13 protein-coding genes and 2 pseudogenes are annotated in these 17515 nt (G+C 65.5%); 12 read left to right on the top strand and 3 right to left on the bottom strand.

Annotation, left to right across the window (positions count from 1 at the left end; genetic code table 11):
• Positions 1 to 2 precede the first annotated feature (2 nt).
• From ACRHIG_RS00610 to ACRHIG_RS00570, 9 genes and pseudogenes are all read left to right on the top strand, one after another.
• Positions 3 to 977: a FecR domain-containing protein gene (locus tag ACRHIG_RS00610; protein ID WP_475417099.1), complete on the top strand. Its 975-nt coding sequence runs from the start codon at positions 3 to 5 to the stop codon at positions 975 to 977.
• 94 nt (positions 978 to 1071) lie between these two features.
• Positions 1072 to 2838, top strand: a complete 1767-nt coding sequence (locus ACRHIG_RS00605; protein ID WP_489629088.1) for an ABC transporter ATP-binding protein — start codon at positions 1072 to 1074, stop codon at positions 2836 to 2838.
• A pseudogene (locus ACRHIG_RS00600) lies at positions 2832 to 4597 on the top strand (ABC transporter ATP-binding protein). Before ACRHIG_RS00605 ends, ACRHIG_RS00600 begins: the two are co-directional and overlap by 7 nt.
• 16 nt (positions 4598 to 4613) lie before the next feature.
• The gene (locus ACRHIG_RS00595; protein ID WP_489630905.1) at positions 4614 to 5576 is read left to right on the top strand and encodes an ABC transporter permease; all 963 of its coding nucleotides are present in this window, start codon (positions 4614 to 4616) and stop codon (positions 5574 to 5576) included.
• Entirely contained in the window at positions 5573 to 6523 is a 951-nt protein-coding gene (locus ACRHIG_RS00590; RefSeq protein ID WP_489629087.1) for an iron chelate uptake ABC transporter family permease subunit, read from the top strand. The genes ACRHIG_RS00595 and ACRHIG_RS00590 overlap by 4 nt, the downstream gene beginning before the upstream one ends.
• Positions 6520 to 7290, top strand: coding sequence for an iron ABC transporter ATP-binding protein (locus tag ACRHIG_RS00585; protein WP_475417103.1), 771 nt, complete (start codon positions 6520 to 6522; stop codon positions 7288 to 7290). Before ACRHIG_RS00590 ends, ACRHIG_RS00585 begins: the two co-directional genes overlap by 4 nt.
• A 1-nt stretch (position 7291) precedes the next feature.
• Positions 7292 to 8269 (top strand): siderophore ABC transporter substrate-binding protein, encoded by a 978-nt coding sequence (locus ACRHIG_RS00580; protein ID WP_489629086.1) that lies wholly within the window; start codon positions 7292 to 7294, stop codon positions 8267 to 8269.
• Between the two features lie 105 nt (positions 8270 to 8374).
• Positions 8375 to 8800 carry a hypothetical protein gene (locus tag ACRHIG_RS00575; RefSeq protein ID WP_489629085.1) on the top strand — a complete coding sequence of 142 codons (426 nt, stop codon included), beginning with the start codon at positions 8375 to 8377 and terminating at the stop codon, positions 8798 to 8800.
• Positions 8713 to 10827, top strand: coding sequence for a TonB-dependent receptor (locus ACRHIG_RS00570; protein ID WP_489630904.1), 2115 nt, complete (start codon positions 8713 to 8715; stop codon positions 10825 to 10827). Before ACRHIG_RS00575 ends, ACRHIG_RS00570 begins: the two co-directional genes overlap by 88 nt.
• 12 nt (positions 10828 to 10839) lie before the next feature.
• On the opposite strand, the gene ACRHIG_RS00565 is transcribed toward ACRHIG_RS00570, so the two are convergent.
• Both ACRHIG_RS00565 and ACRHIG_RS00560 read right to left on the bottom strand, forming a co-directional pair.
• Positions 10840 to 11616 (bottom strand): MipA/OmpV family protein, encoded by a 777-nt coding sequence (locus ACRHIG_RS00565; protein ID WP_489629084.1) that lies wholly within the window; start codon positions 11614 to 11616, stop codon positions 10840 to 10842.
• A 55-nt stretch (positions 11617 to 11671) separates the two neighbouring features.
• On the bottom strand, positions 11672 to 12064 hold the full coding sequence (locus ACRHIG_RS00560; RefSeq protein ID WP_489629083.1) for a hypothetical protein: 393 nt from the start codon (positions 12062 to 12064) through the stop codon (positions 11672 to 11674).
• A 133-nt stretch (positions 12065 to 12197) separates the two neighbouring features.
• Between ACRHIG_RS00560 and ACRHIG_RS00555 the strand changes: the two are divergent.
• The 3 genes and pseudogenes from ACRHIG_RS00555 (at position 12198) to ACRHIG_RS00545 (ending at position 15466) form a co-directional block, all read left to right on the top strand.
• A pseudogene (locus ACRHIG_RS00555) lies at positions 12198 to 13291 on the top strand (type II asparaginase).
• Positions 13292 to 13419: 128 nt separating this feature from the next.
• Positions 13420 to 14271 (top strand): MOSC domain-containing protein, encoded by an 852-nt coding sequence (locus ACRHIG_RS00550; protein WP_475417109.1) that lies wholly within the window; start codon positions 13420 to 13422, stop codon positions 14269 to 14271.
• 34 nt (positions 14272 to 14305) lie between these two features.
• A complete protein-coding gene (locus ACRHIG_RS00545; protein ID WP_489629082.1) occupies positions 14306 to 15466 on the top strand; it encodes a GGDEF domain-containing protein in 1161 nt (386 codons plus the stop codon).
• Here the strand turns inward: ACRHIG_RS00545 and ACRHIG_RS00540 are convergent, their stop codons facing one another.
• On the bottom strand, positions 15467 to 17446 hold the full coding sequence (locus tag ACRHIG_RS00540) for a cation:proton antiporter domain-containing protein (RefSeq protein ID WP_475417111.1): 1980 nt from the start codon (positions 17444 to 17446) through the stop codon (positions 15467 to 15469). It abuts the gene before it with no gap.
• Positions 17447 to 17515: the final 69 nt, after the last annotated feature.

The following is a 17515-nucleotide window of genomic DNA, read 5'->3' as shown; positions in this document are numbered from 1 at the left end:
CCATGGATGCGGTGATTGCGCCCGCCATCGTGCAGCAGGCGGCCCAGTGGATGGCGCGCCTGTGGTCCGATGACGCCAGTGACGAAGACCGGGCTGCCTGTGCCCGCTGGTGCGCCGCCCATCCGCACCACGACCTCGCCTGGCAGCGTTTGCAGGCGTTCGAGGGCAAGCTGCACAGCGTGCCGCGCGATGCGGCCCGGCACGCGCTGCGGGAACCGGCACCGGCCGCCTACCTGAACCGCCGCCGTGCCCTGAAACTGCTGGCCGTGCTGCTGCCCGTGGGCGGCATGCTGTATGCGGCGCGCGGCACGGATGCCTGGCAAGTGGCCACGGCCGGCCACGGCACGGCCACCGGCGAGATCCGCGAGATTATCTTGCCTGACGGCACGCGCGTCATGCTGGCCTCGGCTTCCGCCATCGACGTGCGCTTCGACGCCAGCGAGCGCCGGCTGATCCTGCGCAGCGGCGAAATCCTCGTCACCACGGCCCACGATCCGGCGCAGCGGCCGTTCCGCGTGCAGGGCCGCCACGGCACGGTACGGGCGCTGGGCACGCGTTTTACTTTGCGGCAAGACGAGCACACGTCGCGCGTCGCCGTGTTCGAGGGCGCCGTCGAGATACGCCTCGCGCATGCGCCCGGCAACGCCGTGGGCGTCGCCACGGGCTACGGCGCCATCTTTTCGGCCGACATCGTGCAGTCTGCCGCTCCCGTGCCGGCCAGCGCGGCAGCCTGGAGCAAGGGCGTGCTGGTGGCCGACAACATGCGCCTCGATGCCCTGGTCGCGGAACTGGCCCGCTACCGCCCCGGCCTGCTGCGCTGCGATCCGGCCGTGGCCGGCTTAAGCGTCAACGGCGTGTTTTCCCTGCGCGATACGGACCGCGCGCTGCACAACCTGGCGCTGGCCTTGCCCGTGCAAATCGTGGCGCGCACGCGCTACTGGGTGACGCTTCAAGCCACTCCCCAGGCCGCTGCCTGACAATTGCGCGGGGCCGATTGAGGGTTTTGCATTCTCGTTCGGGATATAGGGTGAGAGCCACCCTTATCCATCGACCTTATGCACGTTCTTTCCCATGAGTAGCCAAAGCAGCCAAGCCGGCCCGATCCGCCGGATACTGCACCCCATCCGCGGGCGCCTGATCGTCGCCGCCGTGCTGGCCGGCACGGGTTCCATGCTCACCCTGGTGCCGCTGGCCGGCATCGCGCGGATCGCGCACATCGCCTTTGCCCCTGCGCAGGCGCACGGCGATATCTGGCCCATCGTCATTGCCAGCGTCGCTTGCCTGTTCCTCGGCATGGCGCTGATGTCGCTGGGCGAGTTGGCCGCGCATCTGGCCGACAACCGCCTCACCCATCAGCTGCGCCTGCAAGCCATGCAGCGCCTGGGGCAGGTGCCGCTGGGCTGGTTCACCAGCCGGGCCTCGGGCGAGGTCAAGCAGGCGATGCAGGACGACATCAACACCCTGCACAGCCTCACCGCGCATTTTTATACGACGACGGGGCGCGCCGTGGGCGCCATCGCCATTTCCGTCATGTATCTGTTCGCCATGGACTGGCGCCTGGCCCTCGTCGCCATCCTGCCGTTTCCCGGCTTTTTCCTGTTCTTCGGCCGCGCCATGCAGGCCAGCAGCGGCAATATGGCGCAATTCGTCGCCGGCATGGGGCGCATCAACAATGCCGTGGTGGAGTTCGTCAACGGTATTCCCGTGGTCAAGGCCTTCGGCGCCACGGGACGCGCGCATGGCAGCTACCGCGCGGCCGTCGATGCGTTTGCCGACGCGTTTGCCGCGTTTACGCGGCCGCTGGTCGGTTCGATGGCCAATGCCAATGCGCTGATCGCGCCCGTCGCCGTGCTGGGCGTGGTGGTGCTTGCCGGCACCGTGTTCGTGGCGCTGGGAGCGATGGCGCCCGTGGATATCCTGCCGTTCGCCTTGGTGGCGCCGGGCATTTCCGCGCCCATGCTGCTGCTCCATTATCTGACCCACGACCTCAATAACGCCACGGGCGCGGCCCAGCGTGTACTGGCCTTGCTCGATACGCCCGTGCTGGCGCAGCCGGCGCCCGGCCAGCAGCAGTTGCCGAACGGCACCGAGATCCGCATGGAAGGCGTGGGCTATGCCTACGACGGACAGAACAAGGTGCTGTCCGGCATCAACCTGATCTTGCGCCCCGGCACGGTGACGGCCATCGTCGGCGCCTCCGGTTCCGGCAAGTCGACGCTGGCGCGCCTGCTGCTGCGCTTTTTCGACCCGACCGAGGGGCGCATCACCGTCGGCGGCGTCGACCTGCGGCACATCGCCACGCCCGAGCTGTACCGGCGCATCGGTTTCGTGCTGCAGGAAGTGCGCTTGATCCACGCCAGCGTGCGCGAGAACATCGGGCTGGGCCGGCCTTCGGCCAGCTTGCGGGAGGTCGAAGACGCGGCGCGCCTGGCGAACATCCACGAGCGCATCCTGGCCTTGCCGCGCGGCTACGATTCCGTCATCGGCGAGGATGCGCTACTGTCCGGCGGCGAGCTGCAGCGCGTGAGCATCGCCCGCGCCGTGCTGCTCGATCCAAACGTGCTGGTGCTCGACGAAGCGACGGCCGCGGCCGATGCGGAAAACGAAGTGGCGATCCAGGATGCGCTGTCGCGCTTTGCCCGCGGCCGCACCTTGCTCATCATTGCGCACCGGCTCGACACCATCATGCATGCCGACAACATCATCGTCGTCGAGAACGGCGCCATCGCCGAGCAGGGCAGCCATGCCAGCTTGCTCGCAGAAAAGGGCCGCTATGCGCGATTGTGGGCGCTGGGCGGCTATCAGCCATCCTCCGACGAAGTGGAGTCCCCATGCTGAAGACATTCATTCAACTGCTGGGCGACGATGCGCCCGTGTTCCGCCGCTATGTTGCCATGGCGCTCGCGTATGGCGTACTCAGCGGTTTGACGATCACGGCACTGGTGCTGGCCCTGGGCCGCTTGCTGGCCGGCGACGCCGGCGGCGCGGCCCTGTGGCTGCTGGTGCTGCTGGCCGGGCTGGTCGTCTGCTGGCCTGGCGGCGCCAGGTGGAAAAGGCCGGTGTGCGCGTGGGCGTGACCGTGCTGCAAGGGGCGCGCCAGCGCTTGGGCGACCACGTGGCGCGCCTGCCCGTCGGCTGGTTCACGCCGGAGAACACGGCAAAACTGGGCCATGTCATCACGCAGGGCATGATGAACGTGGCGCAGCTGCCCGCCCACGTATTGACGCCCGTGATCTGCGGCGCCGTCACGCCCGTGGTATTGCTGGCCGCGCTGTTTGCGCTGCACTGGCAGCTGGGCGTGATGGCGCTGCTGGCGCTGCCCCTCCTGGCGGGTACCTTGTGGCTCACGGCGCACCTGGGCCAGCGCGCCGACGACGCTTATCACCGCCATTTTGCCCGGACCAGCCAGCGCCTGGTCGAGTTTGCGCAAGCGCAATCCGTCTTGCGCGCCTTCCATGGTAACGACGACGGCGGCGGCACGCGCTTCCTGCAGCAAGCGATCGACGGGCAGCGCCACGCGGGCACGCGGCTGATCTATCTGTCGGCCTTGTCGTCCGTGCTCAACGCCTGGGCCGTGCAAGCCGTCTTCGCCGCCTTGCTGGCCGCCGCCGCGCTATGGCTCGATAGCGTGCTGGGCGGTGCAGCAGCTGCGCCGGACGCCATCGCCGTCATCGTGGCCTTGCTGCTGGTGGTGCGCTTCGTCGACCCGCTGCAGGAAGTGGCCAGCTACGGCGAAGTGCTGCGCGGCGCGCGCGGCCCGCTCGATGCGGCGCGCGATATTTTCGCCGTGCAGCCGCTGCCGGAAGCACGCGGGCCGCAGGCGCCGCGCGATGGCGCGGTCGAGCTGCGCAAGGTGCACTTCCGCTATGCACAGGACCAGCCCGACGTACTGACGGATATCAATCTGCAGATTGCGCCCGGCAGCATGACGGCGCTGATCGGCGCTTCCGGCTCCGGCAAGACGACCCTGGTGCGCCTGGTCGCGCGCTTCTTTGACGCCAGCCAGGGCGCGGTGCTGGTGGGCGGCGTCGACGTGCGGCACATGTCCAGCGAACAATTGGCAGGGCAGATCAGCCAGATCTTCCAGGACAGCTATCTGTTCCAGGGCAGCATCGGCGATAACATTCGCATCGGCAAGCCGGGCGCCACCGATGCCGAGGTGCTGGACGCGGCGCGCCAGGCGGGCGTGGCCGAAATCATCGCCCGCCTGCCGCAGGGGCTGGCTACGCCAGTGGGCGAGGGCGGCGCGCGCCTGTCCGGCGGCGAACGCCAGCGCATCGCGATCGCCCGCGCGCTGATCAAGGATGCGCCGATTCTGCTGGTCGACGAGGCGACGGCCGCGCTCGATGCGGAAAACCAGGCCGCCATCGCCGGGGCGCTGGCGCGGCTGCGCGGCAAGCGCACGGTGATCGTCATCGCGCACCAGTTGTCGACGGTGGCCATGGCCGACCGGATCGTCGTGCTCGATGGTGGCACGATCCGCGAGCAGGGCGCGCCAGCCGCCTTGCGGGCACAGAACGGCCTGTATGCGCATTTCCTGGCCCAGCGCCGGGCGGCCAAGGGCTGGCGCATCGCCTCCGCCGCACAGCAGCCATGAACGGGATGACGATTTGATACAGGCGCGTCTGTTTTTCGTCTTCCTGCTGCTGTGCGCCGCCTCGCTGCTGGTGGGCGCGCGGCAGATGGAGTGGGCGCAGCTGCTGTCGCCATCGTTGTCTTCCGGCGCGCTGTCAGGTGATACGTGGCTGACCCTGACGGCCAGCCGCCTGCCCCGCCTGGCGGCGCTGGTGCTGACGGGCGTGGGCCTGTCCGTCTGCGGCATCATCCTGCAGCACATCGTGCGCAACAAATTCGTCGAGCCGGCCACGTCGGGCGGCCTCGACGCGGCCAAGCTGGGCATCCTCGTCGCGCTGACCGTGGCGCCAACGGCGGGCACGGCGGGCAAGATGGCGTTCGCGCTGGTCTTCTGCCTTGTCGCCAGCCTCGTGTATGTGGCCTTGATCCGCCGCATCCGTTTCAAGAACACGATTCTGGTCCCCGTCATCGGCCTCGTGTATGGCGGCGTGCTCAGCGCCGTGGCCGAGTTCTATGCCTACCGCCACAACATCCTGCAAAGCATGCAGGGCTGGCTGCTCGGCGATTTCTCGAAAATCGTCCAGGGCAACTATGAAATCATCTACCTGGTCCTGCCCATCGTTGCCCTCGCGTATCTGTACGCGCAGCGCTTTACGGTGCTGGGCATGGGCGAGGGGCTCGCGACCAGCCTGGGCCTGAACTATGCGGCCACGGTGGCGCTGGGCCTGATGCTGGTGGCCGTCACGGTGGCGGCCACGGTGATCACGGTAGGGGCCATCCCGTTTGTCGGGCTGGCCATCCCCAATCTGGTGGCCTTGCACTACGGCGACAAGCTGGGCCGCACCCTGCCCATCGTCGCCCTGTGCGGCGCCTCGCTGCTGCTGGCCTGCGACATCGCCGGGCGCCTGCTGATCTACCCGTTCGAAGTGCCGATCGGCCTGACGGCGGGCGGCGTGGGCGGGGTGCTGTTCCTCATGCTGATCATCCGGGGGCGGCGATGATCAGCATCCTCAGGCAGCGCACGCTCTGGCTGGCCGTGTTTGTCCTGGCGCTGGCTTTCCTCTTCCTCGGCGCCAATTTCGACCTCGATTACATCATCCCGAAGCGCCTGGCGCGCCTGGCCGCCATCGCCATCGGCGGCGTCTGCGTGGCCGTGTCGTCGATCGTTTTCCAGACCATCGCCGGCAACCGCATCCTGACGCCGGCCGTCATGGGTTACGAGGCCGTGTATGTGCTGCTGCAGTCGCTGCTGATCCTCGCGATGGGCATGCACAGCGTGGTGCTGCTGGGGCAGAACGGCAATTTCGTCGTGTCCATCGCGCTGATGCTCGCGTATTCCTGGGCCATCCATTCCTGGCTGTTTCGTGATGGCAAGAACGACGTATATTTTTTGCTGTTGCTGGGCTTTGTGCTGACGATGGTGATCGGCACGTTCACCCAGTTCATCCAGCTGCGCATCAGTCCGGGCGAATTTGCCATCTTGCAAGGATTCAGCCAGGCCTCGTTCAACAAGGCGCAGCCGGTGCAACTGCTGTACTCGGCCCTGCTGGCGGGCGCCGCCTGCGTGGCCGTGGCGAAGACCCTGCCGGCGCTCGACGTGCTGGCGCTGGGGCGCGAGCAGGCCATCTCGCTCGGCATCGATTACCGGCGCATGGTGCAGCTGCAGCTGGCGCTGATCGCCGTGCTGGTGGCCGTGTCGACGAGCTTGCTGGGGCCCACGGCCTTCATGGGCATCTTTGTGGCGAACACGACTTACGCCCTGGCCCGCACGGCGCGCCACCGCGTCACCTTGCCGCTGGGCTGCGGCATCGCCATCGCCATCTTCCTCGCCGCCCAGCTGCTGGTCGAGCACGTTTTCAATTACCGGACCACGGTCGGCATCCTCGTCAACCTGGTGTGTGGCGCGTATTTCCTCACGCTCATGGTCCGCACCCGGGGCACAGCATGATCCACGTCAACCATATCGAAAAAAGCTACGGCGCCAGGCGCGTGCTGGCCAAGGTCAGCGTGCAGTTTCCCAAGGGGAAAGTGACGTCCTTGATCGGCCCCAACGGTGCCGGCAAGACGACCTTGCTGATGCTTATCGCGCGCCTGCAGGAAGCGAATAGTGGCGAGATCACGATAGGCGGGCGCGATATCGCCTCAATCAAGATCCCGGAGTATGCGCGCCAGGTGGCTACCCTGCGCCAGGCTCCCGATTTCCATCTGCGCCTGACGGTGGAAGAGCTGGTTGCCTTTGGCCGCTTCCCCTACAGCCGCGGCGCGCTGACGGCGCAGGACCGGCAGGCGATCACCGACGCCATCGCCTTTCTGTCGCTCGACGCGCTGCGCACCGCCTACGTCGACGAGCTGAGCGGCGGCCAGCGCCAGATGGCCTTCCTGGCCATGACGATTGCCCAGCAGACGGATATTCTGCTGCTCGACGAGCCGCTCAACAACCTCGACATGAAGCACGCCGTGCAGATCATGCGCGCGCTGCGCCGCCTGTGCGACGAACAGGGCCGCACCGTGGTCCTGGTGATCCACGACATCAATTTCGCCGCCAATTATTCGGACCACATCGTCGCCATGCAGGACGGCGCCGTGCGCTTTTCCGGCCCCGCCCACGAGGTCGTGACGGAACAGCGCTTGCGCGCGCTGTACGACATCGATTTCCATATCGTGCGCAATGAACGCGGCTGCCTCTGCAATTACTTTACCCCCACAGGAGCTTGACATGATCTGCAACAAATCCCGCCGTGTGCTGGCCGTGCTGCTTGCCGCCGCGGCCGTCCTGCAAGGCTGTACCGACAAGCCGGCCACGCCAGCGCCCGCCGCCTCTGCGCCACCGCAGGCGTTCGCGCCCATCACCATCGTGCACAAGCTGGGCACGACGGTGGTCACACATCGTCCGCAGAGGGTGGCCGTGCTCGACATGAACGAAGTCGATTTTCTCGACCAGCTGGGCGTGCCCGTGGCCGGCATGGTGAAGGATTACGTGCCGCACTTTCTTACCCGCTACAAGGATGACGAGGCCATCCGCGACCTGGGCGCCATCGTGCAGCCCAATCTCGAGCATATCCACGCGCTCCAGCCCGACCTCGTGCTGATGACCTCGATCCAGGCCAATCACTACAAGGAACTGAGCCAGATCGCGCCGACCTTGCATTTCGACGTCGATTACCAGAACAGCGAGAGCAAGCACATCGACGTGGTCAAGCAGCACTTGGGGACACTGGGGCGTATCTTCGGCAAGGAGGATATTGCTCGTCATAAAGCGCAGGAGCTGGACGACCAGGTGGCGGCCGCGCGCAAGGTGACGCAGGACCGTCCCGAGAAGGCGCTGATCGTGCTGCACAACAACGGCGCCTTCAGCGCGTTCGGCGTGCAGTCGCGCTACGGTTTTGTCTTCGACGCGCTGGGCGTCAAACCGGCCAGCACGGCCGTCGAGGCGGGCTTGCATGGCCAGCCCATATCCAGCGAGTTCATCCAGCAAGCCAATCCCGACATCATCTATGTCGTGGACCGCACGGCCGTGATGGAACACCGTCCCGTCATGACGGCCGAGCAGATGGCCAATCCGTTGTTGCGCCAGACCAATGCCTGGAAAAACGGCCGCGTGGTCTTCGTCGATGCGGATGCCTGGTACATCACGGCGGCCAGCGTGACGTCGCTGAAACGGGTGATCGATGACGTGCTCAAGGGTTACCAGTGATGTAAGTTATTTTGGTAATGATTCGTATTTGCATTGAGGATTTTGCCTTTTCGTTCGGGAGATAGGTGAGAACAAGCAATCATCCCATCTGAAAAGGACTTAATTATGGCAACACGCATGGCGACACGCCACCTTCCCGCCTTGAACCTGAGCCGTATCGCCACCGCCGTGCAACTGGCGCTCATCACGGGCTTGACCGTGGGGGCGCTGGGCGTGGCGGTCCCGCCGGCCTATGCACAAGCGGGGGCGGGCCAGGCCCGGCAAGCGTTCAGCGTGCCGGCGGGAACGCTGGGCCTGGCGCTCAACACCTTCGCGGCGGCGGCGGGCATCGAATTGACGGTGGATGCGGGCCTGCTGCAGGGAAAAACAGCGCCGGCCTGTCCGGCAGCTACAGCGTGCCCGAGGGTTTTTACGAATTGCTGCGCGGCCACGGCTTGCAAGCCGTGCGCGAGGGCAATGGCAGCTACACGGTGCGCCGCGAGCCGGCGCACAGCGTCGCCGCCGAGGCCGCCGCGACCATGCCGGCCGTGACGGTGTGGGGCAAAGGTAACACCGTGACGGAGGCCTATGCCGGCGGGCAGGTGGCGTCCGGCGGCCGCGTGGGTTTCCTGGGCGATAAGGATTTCATGGAAACCCCGTTCAACACCATCAGCTATACGGACAAATTCATCGAAGACCGGCAGGCGCGCGACATCACCGATGTGATTGCCGCGACGGATCCCACCGTCTTCAGCAGCGGCATGACGGGCATCATCGGCGAAAACTACTCGATACGGGGCTTCAGCTCGAATATCGGCGACGTCGCGTTTGGCGGGCTGTACGGTATATCGCCGTACTACCGCACCTCGCCGGAAATGTTCGAGCGCATCGAAGTGCTGAAGGGGCCATCGGCCTTGCTCAACGGCATGCCACCGGGCGGCTCGGTGGGCGGCAGCATCAACCTCGTGCCCAAGCGCGCGGGCGACACGCCGCTGGCGCGCGTGACGGCGTCGTACATGTCGGACTCGCAATGGGGAGGACATATTGATCTGGGGCAGCGTTTTGGCGAGAATAAACAGTTCGGCATCCGCGTCAACGGCGTCTACCGCGATGGCGACGGTGCCATCGACCACCAGCAAAAGAAGAGCCGGCTCGTGTCCGTGGGCCTGGACTGGCGTGGCAACGGCGCGCGCCTGTCCGCCGACCTGTATCGCAGCGAGGACCGCGCCGACGGCTTGAACCGGGGCGTCAACCTGGCCGCCGGCTTGCCCGTGCCGCGTCCGCCGAAACCGGAGACCCTGCTCAATCCCAGCTGGGCGTTTTACGACACCAGGGACAAGGGCGCCATGCTGCGCGGCGAACTGGACGTGAGCGGGCAGGTGTTGGCGTATGCCGCCGTTGGCGCCAGCCGGGCCGACTACCGGTCGACGGGTGCCTATCTGATCCAGGTGTTCAACACGGCCGGCGATTACCGTACCAATCTTGCGGACCTGGGTTTTGATGTGGAGAAACAGTCGGCGGAAGCGGGCTTGCGGGGCAAGCTGCGCACGGGCGATATCGGCCATCAATGGGCCGTCAACGCCACGTATTATCACCACACGGACAAGCAGTACGGACGCCGCAATACCTTGGCGAAAGATTGGATCACGAATATCTATCGCCCCGTCTGGGGACCGGCGACGCGCTTCGAGGCGCCGCAAATTTCCAAGGCGGAGCTGCGCCTGGCTAGCGTTGGCCTGGTCGATACGCTTTCCTTTGCGCAAGACAAGGTGCAACTGACGGTGGGCTTGCGCCGCCAGGAAGTGCTCAGCGATAGCTTCAACATCAAGACGGGCGCGCGCACCTCGCGTTACGACCAAGGCGCCACCACGCCAGCCGTCGCCCTGCTGCTCAAGGCGAGCAACACGGTTTCTCTGTACGGCAATTACATCGAAGGCTTGAGCCAGGGCGCCACGGCGCCGCTGACGGCGGCCAATTCGGGCGAAGTCTTTGCGCCATACAAGTCGAAGCAGGCGGAGCTTGGCTTCAAGGCCGACCTGGGCGAGTTCGCGCACACGGTCAGCGTGTATGAAATCAAACGGCCCAGCAGCTATGTCGATCCGGTCAGCAATGTCTTTTCTTTCGGCGGCGAGCAGCGCAACCGCGGCGTCGATTGGGGCTTTTTCGGTTCGCCCCTGCGCGACGTGCGCCTGATGGGCGGCGTCGCGTATGTCGATCCGGTCTTGAGCAAGACGGTGGGCGGCGCCAACCAGGGCAAGCAGGCAACGGGCGTGCCCAGGCTGCAAGCGAAGCTGGGCGTCGAGTGGGATGCGCCCGCCATCCCCGGCGTGACCCTGACGGCGAATGCGACGGCGGCATCGAAGCAATACATCAATGCCGACAATTCGCTGTCCGTGCCGGGCCGCACCGTGTTTGACCTGGGCGCCCGCTATGCCACCCGTGCGGCCGGCCGGCCCCTGACCGTGCGCGCCAGTGTGACGAACGTCGGCAACCGGGCGTACTGGGCGCTGCCGCAATGGACCAGCCTGGGCCTGGGCGCGCCGCGCACGGTCATGCTGTCGGCCACGACGGAGTTTTAAGCCGCCTTGCCGCTAGTCTTCCGGTCCCCGTGCCAGGCTCTCCGAGCGTTGCCATGTCCACATCAGGCCGATGCCGGCCGAGGTGCCGCTGTTCTGGCGCAACAGGGGACTGGCGCGGTTGGCGGCGCCTGTGTAGTTGTCATAGCGCAAAAAGGCAAAGGCGCGCCAGTCCTGATGCAGCCGGTACGAACCGCCCAGGCCCAGGCGCGTGAGCATCAGCCCGCTTTTGGCCGCATACGCGGGGCGCCCATCGGCGGCAAACGCGGGGCTGACGCCATACAAGTAATCGTTGATGGCGGCATTGCCCAGCACGGCGCCGAGGCTGGCGTCGAGGTGCCATGCCTGCTGCTCGCCTTGCAGCGCATACACGAGGCGCGGCTCGAACGTGGCGCCCTGGCGGCGCAGGCCGCCGCGCGCTTCGAGGACGGCGCGCAGGGGCAGTTCCAGGCCCAGGCGGCTGTGCTGCGTCGGTGCGGCCAGCTTGATTTTCAGGCGCGGGCCAAATTCCACCAGGGTGCCCAGGTCCGGCATGCCGCGCCGGGCGGGCACGTCGCTGGAACGGGCCGGCAAGGACAGGGCAAAACCGATATCGAAATCGAGGCGATCCGTGTCGAGCAGGCGCGCGCCCACGCCGGAACGGTCGGCGCGCAAGACTTTCCCGCGATAAATCAGATAGGGCAGGGCCAGGCTGCGCGTCGAGCGCTCGCTGGCGCCTGGATAGGCGGGCGTGACGGCCGTGCCGCCGAAGACGCCCGCTTCCCATAGGGGAGCGCCGGCTCGGCGGCGCACGCGGACGCCATGCCGGTAAAGAGGGTGGATGCTGCCAGCAAGGTGCGCGCGACGTTCATGGGGGAACTGCGCAAGGTTTGCCGGCCTGTAGCGATTCCAGCGCCTTGTCGCTGGGGGCGCTCGATGTACCGGCCTGCTTTGCCAGCGCGATCGCCTGGCGGAAATGAAATGCGGCCGCATCGTAGCGGCAGGCGGCGCTGGCGGCGCGACCCGCTTCGTGGTGCAGCCGCGCCTGCCAAGCTGCATCGCCATGGCCCAGTTCGGCATTCTCGGCCGCGGCCGCGTAGCCGCGCATGGCTTGCGCCCAGTCGCCCTGGCCAGCGGCTTCACGTCCCCACTGCTCCTGCTGCGCCGCCGCGCGCAGTTCGACCTGCGTGGAGCAGGCGCCCAGCGCCATCAGGACGAACGGCAGGACGAGGCAAGAGCGGAAGGACAGGAGTGTGGACATGGCGCCACTGTAGCGCATGGGAAGGCGCGCACGTTTGCGCAGAACGCGTCAATCGGGACTTTTTTGCCGCACTGATGACATATAATTTGCACACGACTTTGTTATCTTTGACACATCACCGAACAGGAGCACCATGTTTTCACGCAAATTCCATTCTTGTGCACAGCTGATGCTGGCCACCTTGCTGATGGGCTTTGTTGCCGCGTCCCCCGCACGCGCGCAGCAGGCGGCCGTCAAATTGCCGAATGTGGTGATCCTGGCCACGGGCGGCACCATCGCCGGCAGCGGCGCCGACAGCACCACCACCGTCGGCTACACCTCGGCCACCGTGGGCGTCGAGCGCCTGATCGCGGCCGTGCCGGAACTGAAAAAAGTGGCGAATGTGAAAGGCGAGCAAGTGTTCCAGATCGCCAGCGAAAGCATGGGCAACAGCCACTGGCTGGCCCTGGCCAAGCGCATCAACGTGCTGCTGGCCTCCGCTGACGTGGACGGCGTGGTCGTCACGCACGGCACCGACACCATCGAAGAAACGGCGTATTTCCTGAACCTGACCGTGAAAAGCCACAAGCCGGTCGTGGTGGTGGGCGCCATGCGTCCCTCGACCGCCATCTCCGCGGACGGCCCCATCAACCTGTACAACGCCGTGATGCTGGCAGGCAGCAAGGAAGCCGTGGGCAAGGGCGTGCTGGTGGCCTTGAACGACCAGATCAACGCGGCGCGCGAAGTGACCAAGACGAATACGTCGACGACGGACACCTTCAAGTCGCCGGAACTGGGCATGCTCGGCTACATCCAGGGCAGCAAGGCCTTCTTTACCGCCAGTCGACGCGCAAGCACACCCTGGAATCGGAATTTGACATCAGCAAGCTCGACGCTTTGCCCCAAGTGGACATCGTCTACGGCTACGCCAATATGAACCGTGTCGGCATGGACGCCTTCATTGCCGCCGGCGCCAAGGGCATCATCCACGCGGGCGTGGGCGATGGCAGCGTGGCCGCGCAAATGAAGCCGGCCCTGGTGGAAGCGCGCCAGAAGGGCGTGCTGATCGTGCGTTCGAGCCGGGTCGGCCAGGGCATCGTGGCGCGCAATGGCGAAGCCAACGACGATGAACTCGACAGTGTCGTGTCCGACACCCTGAACCCGCAAAAAGCCCGCATCCTGCTGATGCTGGCCTTGACCAAAACCAACAGCACGCAAGAAATCCAGCGTATTTTCTATACGTATTGATCCTTGTCATGCAGGCCCAGCCGCTTCGGCTGGGCCTGGCCGATTTACGCTTGCCCGCTTTGCTGCCATACTTCGTTTCTGAATAATTTCCTGGCAGAAGCAGCAACACTGTTCCTTCTCCCCTGTCCATGGCTATCCTGTCCGACATCATCCTGTATCCGATCAAATCCTGCGCCGGCATCCATTTGCGCGAGGCGGTCCTGACGCGCTCAGGGCTGATGAGCGAGCACGTGTTCGACCGCGAATGGATGGTGGTGGACCCGCAGGGCCGCTTTTTGACCCAGCGCGAACATCCGCGCATGGCGCTGATCGTGCCGTCCATCAAGGCCACCACGCTGGAATTGCGCGCGCCGGGCATGCTGCGTCTGGAAATCGAGCTGGGCTTGCCGCATCCGCAGCTGGCACCGATGCTGGAGGTGCAGGTGTGGGACGATACCGTGCGCGCCTACGATTGCGACGAGGTCACGGCCACCTGGTTCAGCCAGGCCATCGGCGTGCCGTGCCGCCTGGTGCGCTTTCACCCGGACGTGGTGCGCGCCACCAGCACCAAATGGACGGATGGCGTTGCCGCTTCGACCATGTTTGCCGATGGCTACCCGGTGCTGATCGCGGGCAGTGCCTCGCTGGCCGACGTCAATGACAAGCTGCGCGCCGCCGGCCGTGAACCTCTGCCGATGAACCGCTTCCGCCCCAACCTGGTCATCGGCGACATCGGCGCCTTCGAGGAAGACTACGCCGAATTCCTGCAATTCGGCGCGACAACCTTGAAACCCGTCAAGCCGTGTTCGCGTTGCCCGATCCCGTCGGTGGACCAGGCCACGGGCGTGCCCGGACCGGACCCGCTCGACGTCATGCATGGCTATCGCGCCAAGCCCGAGCTCGACGGCGCCATCTGCTTCGGCATGAACGCCATCGTCACGGAAGGTGGCGATGAGCGTATCGTGGTGGGACAGGACATCGGTTTCGAACTGGCATTTTGAGCATGGCGCCCGTACATAAGGGTTTAAGGTTTCTATGAATCAAGCAATACCGCCGGACCCGCGCATTGCCAGCCTCGAAGCCGAAAACCAGGCCTTGCGCGCGCGCATGGCTTTCCTGCTGGAACAGGTCGAGCGCAACCACGACATCATGTGCCGCCACCAGGCGTTCGACCTGGAAATCGTCAGCGCGTCCACGTTTCCCGAGTTGATCGGCACCATCTTCCGCACCTTGCCCGTGATTTCCGACCTCGACGGCGTCACCCTGAGCCTGCTCGACGAGGATGATGATATCGTGCTGGTGATGGAAAAGCTGGGCGTCGATTTCAGCGCTTTTCCGCAGTTGCTGTTCGTGCATGCCGTGGCGGAGCTGGGTTTTGCCGCACCAAGGCCTGTGGCCGAGGGGGAAGCGGCCTTGCCGCCGCTGCCGCTGCTCGACGCCTTCGATGCGGCCGTGCACGGCCCGCGTTTTCCGCAGATCGACGTTCCCCTGCGCAGCGTGGCGCTGGTGCCCTTGCTGCGCAACAAGCGCCTGATTGGCAGCCTGAACCTGGCCAGCGGCGACGCGACGCGCTTTACGCCCGCGCTGGGCACGGATTTCATCAAGCACATGGCGTCCATCATCGCCATCTGCCTGGAAAACGTGATCAGCAATGAAATGCTCAAATATATCGGCCTGACCGATTCCCTGACGGGCGTCTACAACCGCCGCTATATCGACCGCCGGCTGCTGGAAGAAATCGCCCGCGCGCGGCGCCAGAATTATTGCATTTCATGCATGTATATCGATATCGACCATTTTAAATCGGTCAATGACACGCATGGCCACCAGGGCGGCGACGAGGTGTTGCGCGAAGTGGCCACGCGCATCCGCACGGAATTGCGCCGTTCGGACGCGCTGGGCCGCTTCGGCGGCGAGGAATTCGTCGTCCTGCTGATCGACGCCGATCTCGACAGCGCGACCTTCGTTGCCGAACGCATCCGCGCCAGCATCGCCGGCACCATGTTCGACTTGCCGGGCAGCGCGCAGGCGTGGGTCAGCGTGTCGATCGGCGTGGCCAGCCTGGAAGCGGACGCGGCGCTGCTACCCATCGAATCGGTGGCGCAGCAACTGGTGGCGCATGCCGACCAGGCCCTGTACCAGGCCAAGGCCGATGGCCGCAACAAGGTCGTCAGCCGGCAGCCGCAGGCCGGCTGATTATTTCAATAGTAACGTTTCCGCTTTGGCCACGGCGTCGGCCGTGCCGCGCAGCACCACCACGTCGCCGCTGGCCAGTTGTGTCTCGGGGGTGACGTCGAGGCTGCCGCGGCCGCGGCGGATGGCCGTCACGAACGCGCCGCAGCCGGCCACGTCGATCGTACTCAACGGTAAACCCACGCAGTGCGCATCCTCGCTGACGGTGACCGTATGCAGGCGTTCCAGTTCCGCATCGTCGCCCGCATCGCTGGAACCGTGGAAATAGCCGCGCAGGGAGGCGTAGCGCTCCTCGCGCGCCGCCTGCACCCGGTGCACGACGCGGCGCAGGGGCACGCCCATCATGATCAGCGCATGCGAAGCGAGCATCAGGCTGCCTTCCATCAATTCCGGCACCACCTCGGCCGCGCCCGCCTTCTTCAACTGGTCGAGATCGGTATCGTCGTGGCTGCGCACGATGACGGGCAAGGTCGGCGCCATTTCTTTGAGCAAATGCAATAACTTCAGTGCCGAAGGGGTATTCGCATACGTGATCACCACGGCGCTGGCCCGGTAGATGCCGGCCGCCACCAGGCTTTCGCGCCGGCCCGCGTCGCCATACGAGACGTGGGCGCCGGCCAGCTGCGCTTCCTGCACCCGTTCCGGGTCCAGGTCCAGCGCGTGGTATTCGATCTTTTCTTCCGCCAGCAGGGTGGCCAGGCTTTGCCCGCTGCGCCCGAAGCCGGCGATCAGCACGTGTTTCTGCGAAGCCATCGTGCGCGTGGCGATCTTGGTCAGGGCCAGGGATTGCATCATCCAGTCGTTGGCCGCCAGTTTCATGACGATGGCATCGGATTTGGCGATGAGAAAGGGCGCCGCCAGCATCGACAGCACCATCGAGGCCAGCACCACCTGCACGACGAACGGGTCCATCAGCTTGATGCCGCCGGCCAGGTTCAGCAGCACGAAGCCGAACTCGCCCGCCTGCGCCAGTCCCAGCCCCGTGCGCAAGGCCACGCCGTTGCTGGACCCGAACAGCCGGGCCAGGCCCGCGATCAGGGCGAACTTCAGCAGCACGGGGCCGCACAGCAGCAGCAGGACCAGCCACCAGTTGTCCAGCACCACGCGGATATTGAGCAGCATGCCGACGGTGATGAAGAACAGGCCCAGCAGCACATCGCGGAAGGGCTTGATATCCTCTTCCACCTGGTGCTTGAATTCCGTCTCGGAAATGAGCATGCCGGCAACAAACGCCCCCAGGGCCAGCGACAGCCCGGCCCGCTCCGTGATCCAGGCCGCGCCCAGGGTGATCAGCAGCAGGTTGAGCATGAACAATTCCTGCGAGCGGCGCTTGGCGACGATGGTCAGCCAGCCGCGCACCATCTTCTGGCCGATGAACAGCAGCAAGATCAGCACGACCAGCGCCTTGCCGCCGGCCCAGGCCAGGGTTTCGGCCAGGTTGTCCGAATCGCGCGTGAGGGCGGGAATGAGGATCAGCAGGGGCACCACGGCCAGGTCCTGGAACAGCAGAATGCCGATGATCTTGCGGCCGTGTTCGCTTTCCAGTTCCAGCCGCTCCGTGAGCATTTTCGAGACGATGGCCGTCGACGACATGGCCAGCGCGCCGCCCAGGGCGAACGCGGCTTGCCAGCTCAGGTGGATGTAGGCGGACAGGTAGCGCCCGACGAACCAGCCGAAGACGACGGTGGCGATGATGGTGGTGACCACCTGCGCCATGCCTAGGCCGAAGACGATGCGCCGCATGGCGAGGAACTTGGGCAAAGAAAACTCGAGCCCGATGGAAAACATCAGGAAGACGACGCCGAACTCGGCCAGGGTGTGGCTGGCTTCGTTTTCCGCCGCCAGGCCCAGCGCATGGGGGCCGATGACGATGCCGACGGCCAGGTAGCCCAGCATGGGCGGCAAATGCAACATTCTGAAAGCGACCACGCCCAGCACGGCGCTGCCGAGTAACATCAGGGTCAGTTCAAGCGAGGAAAACATGGGTTGCCCGGTGCGGTCAATGGAAATCGTTGTTTGTTGTGACTGGCAAGTTTTTTGCTTTCCTAATTC

This window comes from Janthinobacterium sp. C22, assembly GCF_057919405.1.
Note: the sequence above shows the minus strand (reverse complement) of the source record. Positions and strands in the feature narration are given on the sequence as shown.

What these genes read in the sequence shown, in the direction of transcription:
- ACRHIG_RS00610 (WP_475417099.1), top strand. Translation starts at nt 3, where the DNA reads ATGGATGCGGTGATTGCGCCCGCCATCGTGCAGCAGGCGGCCCAGTGG.
- ACRHIG_RS00605 (WP_489629088.1), top strand. Translation starts at nt 1,072, where the DNA reads ATGAGTAGCCAAAGCAGCCAAGCCGGCCCGATCCGCCGGATACTGCAC.
- ACRHIG_RS00590 (WP_489629087.1), top strand. Translation starts at nt 5,573, where the DNA reads ATGATCAGCATCCTCAGGCAGCGCACGCTCTGGCTGGCCGTGTTTGTC.
- ACRHIG_RS00585 (WP_475417103.1), top strand. Translation starts at nt 6,520, where the DNA reads ATGATCCACGTCAACCATATCGAAAAAAGCTACGGCGCCAGGCGCGTG.
- ACRHIG_RS00580 (WP_489629086.1), top strand. Translation starts at nt 7,292, where the DNA reads ATGATCTGCAACAAATCCCGCCGTGTGCTGGCCGTGCTGCTTGCCGCC.
- ACRHIG_RS00575 (WP_489629085.1), top strand. Translation starts at nt 8,375, where the DNA reads ATGGCAACACGCATGGCGACACGCCACCTTCCCGCCTTGAACCTGAGC.
- ACRHIG_RS00560 (WP_489629083.1), bottom strand. Translation starts at nt 12,064, where the DNA reads ATGTCCACACTCCTGTCCTTCCGCTCTTGCCTCGTCCTGCCGTTCGTC.
- ACRHIG_RS00550 (WP_475417109.1), top strand. Translation starts at nt 13,420, where the DNA reads ATGGCTATCCTGTCCGACATCATCCTGTATCCGATCAAATCCTGCGCC.
- ACRHIG_RS00545 (WP_489629082.1), top strand. Translation starts at nt 14,306, where the DNA reads ATGAATCAAGCAATACCGCCGGACCCGCGCATTGCCAGCCTCGAAGCC.
- ACRHIG_RS00540 (WP_475417111.1), bottom strand. Translation starts at nt 17,446, where the DNA reads ATGTTTTCCTCGCTTGAACTGACCCTGATGTTACTCGGCAGCGCCGTG.